The organism is Vibrio sp. 2433-A1 (assembly GCF_056726085.1).
Genome location: NZ_JBRESC010000003.1, coordinates 202,503 through 215,484, shown reverse-complemented (window position 1 = coordinate 215,484; position 12,982 = coordinate 202,503). Strand labels below are relative to the sequence as shown.

General features: G+C 41.8%; 12 protein-coding genes and 1 pseudogene. 6 read left to right on the top strand and 7 right to left on the bottom strand.

Annotated features, from left to right (window positions below; translation table 11 throughout):
- Positions 1-137: 137 nt before the first annotated feature.
- The 6 genes from kduD (at position 138) to ACU01J_RS04800 (ending at position 4,248) form a co-directional block, all read left to right on the top strand.
- Entirely contained in the window at positions 138-899 is a 762-nt protein-coding gene (gene kduD / locus ACU01J_RS04825) for a 2-dehydro-3-deoxy-D-gluconate 5-dehydrogenase KduD (protein WP_481084643.1), read from the top strand.
- Positions 900-914: 15 nt separating this feature from the next.
- Entirely contained in the window at positions 915-1,442 is a 528-nt protein-coding gene (locus tag ACU01J_RS04820) for a YgjV family protein (RefSeq protein WP_481084642.1), read from the top strand.
- A 7-nt stretch (positions 1,443-1,449) separates the two neighbouring features.
- On the top strand, positions 1,450-1,770 hold the full coding sequence (locus ACU01J_RS04815) for a cupin domain-containing protein (protein WP_481084641.1): 321 nt from the start codon (positions 1,450-1,452) through the stop codon (positions 1,768-1,770).
- 40 nt (positions 1,771-1,810) lie between these two features.
- A complete protein-coding gene (locus ACU01J_RS04810; RefSeq protein ID WP_481084640.1) occupies positions 1,811-2,446 on the top strand; it encodes an RpiB/LacA/LacB family sugar-phosphate isomerase in 636 nt (211 codons plus the stop codon).
- A gap of 237 nt (positions 2,447-2,683) precedes the next feature.
- On the top strand, positions 2,684-3,613 hold the full coding sequence (gene kdgK, locus ACU01J_RS04805; RefSeq protein ID WP_481084639.1) for a 2-dehydro-3-deoxygluconokinase: 930 nt from the start codon (positions 2,684-2,686) through the stop codon (positions 3,611-3,613).
- Positions 3,614-3,624: 11 nt separating this feature from the next.
- Positions 3,625-4,248 (top strand): bifunctional 4-hydroxy-2-oxoglutarate aldolase/2-dehydro-3-deoxy-phosphogluconate aldolase, encoded by a 624-nt coding sequence (locus ACU01J_RS04800; RefSeq protein WP_481084638.1) that lies wholly within the window; start codon positions 3,625-3,627, stop codon positions 4,246-4,248.
- 79 nt (positions 4,249-4,327) lie between these two features.
- Here ACU01J_RS04800 and ACU01J_RS04795 read toward each other — a convergent pair whose 3' ends face one another.
- The 7 genes and pseudogenes from ACU01J_RS04795 to ACU01J_RS04765 all read right to left on the bottom strand — a co-directional run bounded on the left by ACU01J_RS04795 (position 4,328) and on the right by ACU01J_RS04765 (position 12,810).
- Positions 4,328-4,528: an MATE family efflux transporter gene (locus tag ACU01J_RS04795; RefSeq protein ID WP_481084706.1), complete on the bottom strand. Its 201-nt coding sequence runs from the start codon at positions 4,526-4,528 to the stop codon at positions 4,328-4,330.
- A gap of 276 nt (positions 4,529-4,804) precedes the next feature.
- Positions 4,805-6,820 (bottom strand): heparinase II/III domain-containing protein, encoded by a 2,016-nt coding sequence (locus ACU01J_RS04790; RefSeq protein WP_481084637.1) that lies wholly within the window; start codon positions 6,818-6,820, stop codon positions 4,805-4,807.
- Between the two features lie 9 nt (positions 6,821-6,829).
- Positions 6,830-8,254 (bottom strand): glucuronate isomerase, encoded by a 1,425-nt coding sequence (gene uxaC, locus ACU01J_RS04785; RefSeq protein WP_481084636.1) that lies wholly within the window; start codon positions 8,252-8,254, stop codon positions 6,830-6,832.
- Positions 8,255-8,361: 107 nt separating this feature from the next.
- Positions 8,362-10,128 (bottom strand): sodium:solute symporter family protein, encoded by a 1,767-nt coding sequence (locus tag ACU01J_RS04780; protein WP_481084635.1) that lies wholly within the window; start codon positions 10,126-10,128, stop codon positions 8,362-8,364.
- A gap of 409 nt (positions 10,129-10,537) precedes the next feature.
- Positions 10,538-10,636 (bottom strand): annotated as a pseudogene (locus ACU01J_RS04775) (MltR family transcriptional regulator); the annotation flags it as partial.
- Between the two features lie 124 nt (positions 10,637-10,760).
- Positions 10,761-11,561, bottom strand: a complete 801-nt coding sequence (gene nagB, locus ACU01J_RS04770; RefSeq protein ID WP_481084634.1) for a glucosamine-6-phosphate deaminase — start codon at positions 11,559-11,561, stop codon at positions 10,761-10,763.
- Between the two features lie 214 nt (positions 11,562-11,775).
- Positions 11,776-12,810 carry a TRAP transporter substrate-binding protein gene (locus ACU01J_RS04765; protein WP_481084705.1) on the bottom strand — a complete coding sequence of 345 codons (1,035 nt, stop codon included), beginning with the start codon at positions 12,808-12,810 and terminating at the stop codon, positions 11,776-11,778.
- Between the last annotated feature and the right edge of the window lie 172 nt (positions 12,811-12,982).

Here is a 12,982-nt window from a genome sequence, read left to right as displayed (position 1 = left end):
ATCGCGGTCAATATTTTTGAAACGATATTTTAAAAATAATTTGAAAGTGATTTTCTTTTGGTTCAATATCAAGATATGCGAAGTGACCTGGCAAGCTCGCCATATCACGACATTACCTACTATTTAAGGAAAGCAATATGATTCTTGATTCATTTAACCTTGAAGGCAAAGTTGCCATTGTTACTGGTTGTGATACTGGTCTTGGTCAAGGTATGGCTCTTGGTTTAGCTGCTGCAGGATGTAGCATTGTTGGTGTTAACTATGTTGAACCAACTGAAACGATCGACAAGATGAATGCCGCAGGTTACAAATTCTTAGATGTGCGTGCGAACTTACTCAAACAAGACGATATCCCTAGTATTATTGATAGCGCTTTAACTGAATTTGGCAAAGTAGATATCCTGGTAAACAATGCGGGTATTATTCGCCGAGAAGATGCAATTGAATTTTCAGAGCAAAACTGGGATGACGTAATGAACATTAACTCAAAAACGGTTTACTTTATGTCTCAAGCCGTTGCGAAACAGTTTATTGCTCAAGGTACTGGCGGTAAGATCATTAACATTGCTTCTATGCTTTCTTTCCAAGGCGGTATCCGTGTTCCTTCTTACACAGCCTCTAAGAGTGCAGTGATGGGTATTACACGAGCAATGGCCAACGAATGGGCTCGTCACAACATCAACGTCAATGCAATCGCACCGGGTTACATGGCGACTAACAATACAGCTGCGCTGAGAGCAGATGAAGAGCGCAATGCAGCGATCTTAGAGCGTATTCCTGCTGATCGCTGGGGGACACCAGAAGACGTTGCTGGGCCATGTGTGTTCTTAGCTTCTGATGCTGCATCTTATATCAATGGTTATACGGTTGCTGTAGACGGCGGTTGGTTAGCCCGTTAATCAAATAGTGAGAAGATGACTGTCGATAGCGCCTTGTTGGCGCAAGCATTAGGGTTTGTAAGTTTTGGTTTAGGAATCTCCGTTTTCTACCAGAAAAATGACAGGCTCTTAAAAATCCTTATGCTAGTTTTTAACCTCAATCATCTTCTCCATTTTTTATTACTCGGTTCGATGGTTTCTGCGCTAAGCGCATTATTGTCTGCCTTAAGGACGACCACTGCGATATTTGTCTCGTCGAAACGAGTTGCTGCTGTGTTTATTGTTATCAGTTTAGTCAGCGGTTTTTGGGTTGCAGAGCAATGGCGTGAGTTATGGCCTATTGTTGGAACGGTTATAGGCACATATTCCATGTTTTGTTTATCCGGCATTAAAATGCGAGCTGGTTTTTTATTAGGAGCCACTTGTTGGCTAACTAACAATGTTCTGGTCGGTTCTATTGGTGGAACTTTACTAGAAATGACCGTGATCGTAATGAATTCTATGACGATATACCGTTTATACCGTCAGCAGTCAGAGTCAATGATTAATCAATCAAGTTATTAGGTGAACTATGTTCGTATTTAACCAAGACATTCCGATGGAAGATCTCGGCGAAGGGGTTTCACGCAAAGTACTGGCACACAGCGACAACATGATGTCAGTCGAAGTGCACTTTGTAGAAGGCGCAATCGGCCCAATGCACTCACATCCACATGAGCAGTTAACATACGTGCTGTCCGGTGAATTTGAATTCACCATCGGTGATGAGAAAAAAGTCGTCAAAGCTGGCGACACTATGTACAAACAGCCAGACATCGAGCACGGCTGTGTATGTCTGAAAGCGGGTGTTCTTATCGATACATTCACCCCAATGCGTAAAGATTTTGTTTAAGAATTGATTTTTGAATGCGGTTTATCCGCTGGAGTAATATATGAAAATTGCACTAATGATGGAAAACAGCCAAGCGCCTAAAAACGCAATGGTTGCAGCTGAACTTAACACTGTTGCTGGTGGCCTTGGTCATGATGTATTTAACGTAGGTATGACTGACGAAAACGATCATCACCTAACTTACATCCACCTAGGTATCATGGCGAGCATCTTATTAAACTCGAAAGCAGTAGACTTCGTTGTAACTGGTTGTGGTACTGGTCAAGGCGCTCTAATGTCAAGCAACATGCACCCAGGTGTCGTTTGTGGTTACTGTCTAGAGCCATCAGATGCTTTCTTATTCAATCAAATCAACAACGGTAACGCTATCTCTCTAGCATTCGCTAAAGGTTTTGGTTGGGCTGGTGAACTAAACGTTCGTTACATCTTCGAAAAAGCATTCACGGGTGCACGTGGCGAAGGTTACCCAGTCGAGCGTGCAGCTCCTCAGCAAGCAAACGCAGCTATCCTAAACAACGTGAAAGCAGCGGTTTCTAAAGACGTTCTTGAAGGTCTACGCGCAATCGACCAAGAGCTAGTGAAAACTGCTGTTGGTGGTGCTCAGTTCCAAGAATGTTTCTTCGCAAACTGCCAAGTGCCAGAAATTGCTGAATACGTGAAGTCTCTACTAGACTAATCATTTTTTTTTCGGGAAATATGTCAAAGCCAGCCATCGTGCTGGTTTTTTCGTTATAAAGCTGGAGATTGATGATGCAGGCATTAGGTAGGCGTGGTATCTCGAGAGAAATAAATCATCTCAATCAAATGCTATTTAGATCAGTTTCACAAAATAAATAAACCGATGTTTTGTTTTTGTTGATGGGTGGTTTTGAGGTTGCGATAATAGCGATAACAAATACTGAGGAGAATTCCCATGAACCCTATCAGCCGTGTCGCTATTATTGGCGAATGTATGGTGGAGCTTAAAAAGCATGATGGCGAGTTACAACAAAGCTTTGGCGGTGATACGCTTAATACTGCTGTGTATCTATCTCGTTTAACCAAGCAATACGGAGTCGAAACTTCGTATGTGACTGGACTAGGGCGTGATCCGTTTAGCCGTGAAATGCTGGAAGCATGGCAGGATGAAGGTATCAATACGGATATGGTCTACCTTTCTGAGGATAAAGTGCCGGGTATTTATGCGATTGAAACCGCAGACGACGGTGAGCGTAGTTTCTTTTACTGGCGCAACGATGCTGCAGCAAAATACTGGCTGCGTGATCGCGCGCTGTTGTCACTAGTGAAAGAGCTATGCCAGCACCAAATGATTTATCTAAGTGGTATCAGTCTGGCGATCATCTCTGATGATACGCGAGATATGCTAATTGAGTTATTGACCTTGTGTCGAAAAGAGGGGGTGACCATTGCGTTTGATAATAACTTCCGCCCTAAATTGTGGCCAAGTATCGAACAGGCCCGTGAATTCTACTCTAAAATTCTCAGCGTAACTGACTTGGCATTTTTGACTTACGATGACGAAGTCATGTTGTGGGGCGATAAGCACGAAGATGAAGCAATCAGCCGTACGAAAAACTTTGGGGTTAAAGAGATCATTGTTAAACGTGGCGCGGACGACTGCTTTGTCGTGACTGAAGATGAATACCATATTGTCGCCGCAACCAGAGTTGAATCTGTAGTCGATACGACAGCGGCAGGAGACTCTTTTAGTGCAGGTTATCTTGCAAAACGTATTTTAGACGGAGATATGTCAGAGTCTGCGTTGGCCGGACATAAAGTGGCTGGCACAGTTATTCAACATCGTGGCGCAATCATTCCAAGCGACGCGATGCCTACTATTTAAGGAACGATGAAATGAAAGACCTTAATCAACAACTTTCTGAAATTAAAGTAGTGCCTGTTATCGCTATCAAAGATGCAAACAAGGCAGTAAAACTGGCTCAAGTTCTGATTGAAAACGGCTTGCCTTGTGCTGAAGTTACATTTCGCACGGAAGATGCTGTTCAAGCAATTAAAAACATGCGTGATGCATACCCAGAAATGTTAATAGGTGCTGGTACAGTACTGAATAGTGTTCAAGTCGATCAAGCGATTGATGCGGGCGTTGATTTTATTGTTAGCCCTGGCTTTAACCCAACCACAGTCAAATATTGCCAACAGCGTAATGTGACAATTGTTCCTGGTGTGAACAATCCAAGTTTAGTGGAACAAGCTATGGAAATGGGCCTACGTACCCTTAAGTTCTTCCCTGCAGAACCATCTGGCGGCACGTCAATGCTAAAAGCGCTTGCAGCGGTATATCCTGTTAAATTCATGCCAACAGGTGGCGTGAGTCCAAGTAATGTTAAAGATTATTTAGCGATTCCGTCAGTTCTAGCTTGTGGTGGTACTTGGATGGTGCCGGGCGATTTGATTGATAACGAGCAATGGGATGAATTGGCAAAGCTAGTTCGTGAAGTTGCTGGAATCATAGAATAATACCTACCCCTGATTAGTACTCAAAGCTGTCTATTATATTTAGGCTCCTCGCCAACGCCTGCTCCCACGTAGGCGTTTTTTATCTTAGTGTTCCTCCTCTCCCAAAGGACTGAGCGACTACAACTGAACCAGTTAATGCAACAACGGTCATGACAGAAATGATGATCCAAGCAATACCATCAGTAAAACTGACTGCGGCAGTTTTATCAGCACCTAATCGAGCTACGAGTGCTGTGCTGATGATGCCCATCAATACCAGACAGAAAAGTTCTAAAGTAATTGGCTAAGTAAATGACCATACATTACGTCTTAGTAGAACTTTATGACGATAACGAAATTTAAATGACAACTTTCTGGTTTTTTCTTGCGTAATATTAGTAACTTTGGTGCTTTAGGTATCAGGCTTCTGAGATGATTTTGAACACACAGTTATTCCTATTATTAGTGTGCTCGTATTTTTCACGCATGAGCGTTTCTTGTTGCACTAAAATGCTCATGCGTATAATGACTCTTGATATGCCCTCGTTTTTAGCGTGCAATCATCGCCATCTCATTATCATTCTTTAATAGAAATTAATCTATCAACGCCGCCAGTTGAGCAGTTAATTAGAAGACGCTCAACACGCCCTTTCCTATGCAAATCAAACTCTATCCTTGTATCTAGAATCTTCAGGTTCTTAATACGTACATCTTCGTCTATGGTTAGATTGTGTAACATTGTTAACGATAGCTGTTGCTCTTTTGAGCGCACAATTGTGTATGCAAGATCTGTCGTTGCGGGGTTGTCTGGTGCATACCCTTTTAATACTTTAGTTTTGCCAGAAGTGATAACTTGTTGGTGGAAGTCAGGGTGGTTTTTGATTGAATAAGTCACATGTTCAGTTTGATTTAGATCATATTGATGGCAATTTTTTAAACGTTCCAATGGACCAGACATTGGGTTTTCGCATTGAGTTGCTGGAGCAAGGTATTTATGCTGACCTCGAATGTGCCAGACTAAATCTAGTTGCTGTGCATTTGGGTTTTCAATGGTATTGAACTCAATTGCTACATCACCAAGCCATAGTAACTGGCGCTTAAAACAAACACCGTGATATGCTTCTTCGTCCCACTGAACAATAGTATGACTATCTACCGTAGGTAATTCGCCACACCAATCTGTTTCAACATCAAGCCACGTATAGTTATCCGTTTCAATAAACTTATTCACTACTGGATTTGCAGGTGGTTGATTCTGCTCTGCAACGGTAAGTGTGTTATGGGTTAGAGTGTTCTTATAGTATCCATAATGCAGCTCAGCACCATACCCAGTAGTACCAAGATCAGGCACAATCTCTTTACCATTGCGAGATATAATCAAACCAAGCCTGTCGTAGTGATCATGTTCTCCACCGTATGGGGAGTGCTTCACTAACATCATGTTATTTCTTTGAGGATCATGCATGATGGTGATTCCAGACTCTTTAGTATGAATCGCCTTGCATGATAGCGCCTGCGTTTGAGGGAGCTCTTTAACCCCATAAAGCAGTGCATCAATATTGTTGCGTGGCACACTTTGATAGATTGTGTTAAGTGCCGAAGCAAATAATGGATCCTTAAACTCACGATATGCAAACTCAAATAGATGGGTATGAGTGAGCTTTTCTTGACCAGCAATACAGTCATTAAGGCGTGGGAAATCACCTGTATTAATGATTAGTTTCAGAGGAAAAGCTAACATTGTGTGGAAGTTTGGCAATGATTTTAGAGAGTATTCGGTCTTGCACGCCACTTTTTCAAAGGTAAGTAGTGCTTGAAGCGCGTAGTAGTGGTAATGGATTGAGCCTTCGAACCACAAGCCTTCACCTTTCACGCCGTTTTCTAGCTGGTATTTCAACCCATAAGGTGTGTTGACTGCAAAATCGATGAAGCGATAATCGTTAAGGATTAAACCAATTACACCTATAGTTGCAGATATCTTCATCTCATGGTTGTGAAGTTGGTTCGTTCGATGCTGCATTAAAAACTCGGCACCTTCTCTGAGCAATCGTTCTTCGATATAAGTTTGATCTTCTGTACTTAGCTCATCTTTGATGAAATCGTAACCACGGGCAAAATCAATATTACAGTTCGCTTCACATAAAGTTTGGGCATTGGCTTTACCAGGACCATTATAAGGTATACCTCCATGCTCTTCGTAGTCGGGATAATACTTGGCATACGCTAGCAAAATCTCTCGCACTTTTTCCATGAATTGCCTATCTTGGGTGATCTGCCACAGTAAACCCAAATCATTACAAGCTTTTGCATTAAGGCCATTTAGCCACCGCCACCACGCACCATCATACGGTTCTCCAGTATGAACCTCACCATCAACAGGACAAACATGTTCAGTGGGTTTGTTTCTGTCCCACGTGAGGCGTACACCGTGTGTCGGACAGAAATAGTATAAGTTCCAAGTTGCTCTTGCATCCGGTGGCACAAGTGTATCTGAGCCGAGTACAATTTCATTGTCTTGAGCTATCTGAAAGATAAGATCTTCATTGGCATTTTGGCGAATGATTTCCATTTCTTGGGAGGTAAACTGCAACATAATGGATACCTATTGATTTATTTGTTGTTGTATAAAGTTAAAATAGTCTTTGGCGTTGTAGTAGCAGATATTCTCGATACTTTGTTGAAGCAATGCTTCATCGTTTGGTAACTCACCTTGCTCTACCCAGTTGCCAATGAGGTTGCATAAAATTCGACGGAAGTATTCATGTCTAGACATGGAAAGCACGCTTCTAGAATCAGTCAACATGCCTACAAAACGTCCTAAAGCACCAAGATTAGCAAGATCAGTAAGTTGTTTTTCCATTCCCATTTTGTGATCGTTAAACCACCATGCAGAGCCTAGTTGAACCTTGCCTGATACAGCATCACTATCTTGAAATGCACCAATGATACTTCCAAGAATTGCACTATCCTTGGGATTTAAGCTATACAAGATGGTTTGAGGTAGAGAATTTTCAGAATCAAGCAGGCTCAACAATGCACACAGGTTTTTTGCTATTGGCTGATCATCAATGATACTAAAACCAGTCCCCCCTCCTAATGTCTTAAACCTGCGCTCGTTAACGTTTACTCTAACACCAATGTGGAGTTGCATTGACCAACCATATTGGTGATAAGCCTTACCTAGTACTTGAAAAACCGCGGTTTTAAATTGGGCGACTTGTAGGCTAGAGAGTGTATTCTCTTGAAAGAAGTCAAAAATGAGTTGTTCTAGATCTTTGGCTGTAAACGCCGCAAATTCTACGGTTGGCATACCAAGATCAGAAAGACGGCAGTGATGTTTGGCAAAGAAGCCCACACGTTCAGTAATTGCTTTGGCATAACTTGCAAAATCAATCACTTCAACTCCTGTAGTCTGGTGCAATATCTGCAATGTATTGCGAAACTTTGCCGGATTATCGATAGCTAATAGACTATCCGCTCGGAAAGTTGGAAGAACCTGAACCTCAAAACCTTCTTGATGTAGCTTTTGGTGGTATTTCAGATCACTTAGAGGATCATCTGTCGTGCACAGTGTCTCTACGCGACTATTAATAAGTAGCTTTCTGAAGCTATATTCATCGCTGTCAAATGCGCTTTGGCAATGATTCCAAATTTTTTCACAATTGTCGGGGTTAATGATTAAGTCCAAATTAAAGTACTTTTTCAGTTCGAGATGACACCAGTGATAAAGTGGATTACCAATAAGATATGGCATGGTCTCGCACCACTTTTGAAACTTCTCATAAGCAGGTGCATTACCAGTAATATAATATTCATCGACACCATTACTACGAAGAGCACGCCACAAGTAATGATCACAACTAAGCCACGCTTCGCCGATCGAGCCGTATGTATGGTTTAAATAAATCTCTTTGGCTTCTAGATGATTGTGGTAATCAATAATTGGTAAGTCTGCTGCATATGAGTGGAATAAATGCTTTGCAGTATCACTTTGAAGTAGAAAGTCATCATGAATGAAAGGAGTCATAAAAGACCTCATGAAAATTAAAGTATTGAAAAATAGTTGGTTTACTTTCCAATACTCTAAAGTTTGGGGGAATAAAGCCAGAGAGATACCTCTCTGGCTTTAGTTGATTAGTTTGACACTGAGGCTGAGAGTGTCTTGGGTTGCTTAGCACTCTTAAGTAATAGAGATCCTACTGTTGCGATGACTATTCCACAGAATACAAAGGCCATGCGTCCCCAGAATGGATTTGGAATGAGAACCATGGCAAGTACAAGACCGCCGAAGATAAGAATTAGCTTGCCTAGCATATTGCGTTGCTGACGATCCATTTCATCTTGACCTTCTTCTTCAATCACAGGTGTATTTACGTCGTTCCAGAATAGTTTAAGCTCTTCATTCCGTTGACCTACAGGTTCTTTGTAGAACTTAGTTGTTAAGCAGAAGAAACCACCTGTAATTACTAAATGTCCAACAATACCGAGTAGAACTTTTAGATCACTTGCTTCACGAGCAGTGAAACCTGAATCAAGGTTAAATAAGTTTGCTACTACATCGGCAGTGAATACAAAACTTACCAAATAAGAAACAACCATACCTACAGCGAGCGTTGCCCACGCAGCCCAATCAGGTGTTTTCTTGATGAACATACCAAAAAACAGCGGTACCAAAATTGGCATTTGTAGCAACGTACTAACGTACATCATGGCATCAAATAAGCTTAAGCCACGTAGTGAGTTGATAAATAGTGCCACCATAATAATTAATACACCGAATACCATTGTCACAAACTGGCTCACACGCATTAATTTCTTATCATCCGCATTTTTATTAATAATAGGAGCGTAAAAGTTACGAACAAACACGCCTGCGTTACGGTTTAAACCTGAGTCCATTGAAGACATTGTTGCAGCAAATACTGCTGACATAAGTAAACCAACCATTCCTACCGGCATGGCTTTTTCTACAAATACCAAGTAAACAGCATCCGCAGCCTTGCTCCCAAGCTCCGCGGCGTGAGCGGTTGCTGCATCTGGGTAGATAACAGCAGTTACCCAAGGAGGAAGGAACCAAATAGCTGGGCCAATTAACATGAGAACGAATGCAAGTAATGCTGCTTTACGAGCGTTAATCGAATCTTTCGCAGTTAGGAAACGGTATGAGTCCTGCATGTTGTTAATGCTTTGCAGTTGCTTGACGAACATAAAAATGAACCAAGAAATGAACAACAATGGGTAGTTCATATTTGAGCCCATGACGCTATCAACAGGGAATTGTTCGATAAGGTTTGATGGACCACCAATCTTTACAAGTGCAGCAACAGCGCAGACAACGGTAACAGCCATGATAACCACCATTTGCACGAAGTCTGACGCAACTACACCCCATGCACCACCGAGCACTGAGATAAATAGAACAATTAAACCTGTTACAACTATGGTTGTTTCTATATCTACTTTGAATACGGCACTCACAAATAGTGCTAGACCATTTAACCAAATACCGGTGTAAACTATGCTGGTTGGCATTGTTGCCCAAGTAAATACTTGCTCATTTGTTGCACCAAATCGACGGCGCACACCTTCAATCGGCGTTACCACACGCATCTGACGGAAACGATGAGAGAAGAATAACCAGGAAAGTAGGAAGCCAAATGCGTTTGCCATGAAAATGACCATAATAGGGAAGCCATCTGTGAATGCCTTGCCAGCCGCTCCAGTAAACGTCCACGCACTGAACTGTGTCATGAAAGCCGTTGAACCTACCATCCACCAAAGCATCTTACCACCTCCACGAAAGTAGTCACTGGTGGAACTTCCTGCGAAGCGTTTAAAAATGATGCCTATAGCTATCATGAAGATAAAGTAGACACCGACAACAAAAATGTCGATATTCATCCTGAAACCTCTTTTCTTATTTGAACTTGTAAATTTTATTTTTTAAAACTGTGTTTCATTATTGCAGATGCGGGGGTTCATTAAAGAGAAAAAATATAGTTTTGTGATCTGAATAATAAATTTTTGTAGTACAACAGGAGAGGTAAGTAGTCGGTGAATAAAGTGAGCGGTATCACTATTTGGGGCTGTTAAGAGAACACAGAAATGTCGTTCACGGTTATCGATTCTTTTCTAATATGAATTAGAGAATGGTTATTCTTATTGATGAGTGCTTTTAGCTCCTACTTTCCAATAGAGAATCAAATATTTGTTTTCTTAAATACTTAGATCACTTCCAATAGGTGTTGATAAGGTCAGTCAGCATCTATAGTGGGAGGTTTTTAACGAAGACAGAGAAATTGAACTCCTTCTAGAATGGACTCTCTTTGCTGAGCTCATTACAGATTTCGACAATAGCAAGTGAGAGCCCTGACTTAATGGTTTGTTGTGTATTCTGATGATTTAATTGTGATGTAGATCTGCCTTGGCGTTTTGTGAAAGTTTATAGCGAGCGAAGTTTTGCTAAGAGGGGACAAAAAAAGGCAGCTTACACAAGCTGCCTTTTAAATTGATTTATCACTATTAAGCGATAATTAGAAACCTTTGATGTTCTCAGCTTCTAGCTCAGTGAAGTATTTAACTGTCTTCACTTTTAGCTCTTGAGTTGATGGCTCATCACATACGATCACTGATTTCGGATGTAGCTGAAGTGCAGATACAGTCCATAGGTGGTTTACGCTACCTTCAACTGCTGCTTCTAGTGCTAGTGCTTTGTTGTGACCTGTTACTAGGATCATGATCTCTTCAGAATCTAGTAGTGTACCAACACCGATAGTTAGTGCGTACTTAGGTACTTGGTTGATGTCACCATCAAAGAAACGAGAGTTCGCAATACGAGTATCTTCAGTTAGCGTCTTGATACGAGTGCGTGAAGATAGAGAAGATGCAGGCTCGTTGAATGCGATGTGACCATCGTTACCCACACCACCCATGAAAAGGTTGATCTTGCCGTAAGATTTGATCTTATCTTCGTAACGCTGACATTCAGCATCGTTGTCTGCTGCATTGCCGTCTAGCAGGTTGATGTTCTCTTCTTGAATATCAATGTGGTTGAAGAAGTTGTTGTACATGAAAGAGCGGTATGACTCAGGGTGATCCGCTGGGATACCGATGTACTCATCCATGTTGAATGTCACCACGTGTTTGAAGCTTACTTCGCCCGCTTTGTATAGTTCAATTAGCGCATTGTAAGTTGCTAGAGGAGTACCACCTGTTGGTAGACCAAGAACAAATGGACGATCTGCTGTTGGGTTGAACGCGTTGATCTTGTTTGCAATGTGACGCGCTGCCCATTTACCAACTTGTGCAGCGTTATTTAGAGGAATCAGTCTCATTTGTCTTTCCTATAGAAAATTGTCAGATGTAATGCTTAATTTGCATTGTAAAATAAGAGCAAATTTTAAGCTAGTGTTTTTGCGGGAGAGGCGATGTTTTTCTCTTATTTTAGATCAAATTATGTGCACTTATCTGTGCAGAGCGGAAGAATCTTTGGCTTTTTTTCTATTATGAGAAAAGCGCACGCAAAGCGTTGCTTTGCGTGCGGATAGGTTAGTTATTGCTATCTAGATAAGCTTTCGAAGAAATATCTGTCCAAGCACGAACTTTGGTCAAGTACTGTTTCTGTGACTCAATAATTTCCTTGGCCAGTGCATCTTTATTCGCTTGCTCTGCCAGTAATTCATTAGTCGCCTTTTGCATCGCCTTTTGCATCGCCTTAAGTACGGCTGGTGGGAAGTCTCTCACCTTAATATCTGGGTATTCAGTACTCATGGTTGCCCAGCTATTAGCATTGGCGTCGACAGCTTGGGTATACATATCGAAGGCGGCTACGCGGAAAGCGGTCTCTAGAATAGTCTGGAGATCAGTAGGGAGCTTATCCCATGTCTTCTTATTGACTAAGAATTGTGTTTCAGAACCCGGCTCATGCCACGCCGTGTAGTAATAAGGGGCAATCTTCTGGAAGCCCATACGTAAATCAAATGCAGGTCCAACCCATTCAAGTGCATCAATAGTGCCGCGATCCAGAGAGGTATAGAGTTCGCCCGGTGCGATATTTGTTGGTTTAGCGCCAACACGTGCCATCACTTCTCCGGCAAACCCAGGAATGCGAATTTTTAGTCCTTGTAGATCTTCAATTGAATTGATCTCTTTCTTAAACCAACCACCCATTTGAATATCAGAGTTACCACCAGGGAAAGAGAGTAGGTTATGGGGCGCGTAAACCTTCTCCATTAACTCCATACCACCACCGCGATAGAACCAAGCGTATTGCTCTGTCGAAATCATACCAAATGGCATCGAAGAGAAATAAAGTGTGTTTGGTACTTTGCCCTTCCAATAGTACGAGCTTGAGTGGCCTAAGTCATACTGACCCGACTTGACCATATCAAAAATGCCCAGTGGCGCTTTGTGCTTGTTCGCTGAGTCAATACGAATTTTCAGGCGTCCATTGGACATCTCTTCCGCTAGTTGGGCCATGTTCTTGGTAGCATCACCCAAAATTGGAGTATTTGGGCCCCAAGTTTCAGCAAGTTTAAGGCGATAGACCTTTTCTGCAGCAAAAGCGGAAAATGAGCTAACCATTAGCGACAGTGAAAGTGCTCCTGAAAACAGAGTACGTAAAGGGGATTTTATTTGCAGCATGACGTAATGACTTCCTTATCATTGTGATTGTTATGTCGAGCTAGCTTTTATCCTGTTTGATTTTTCGTCAATCTGAATTTTACTTCTATATAGAGAGGGTGGTAGGTATAGG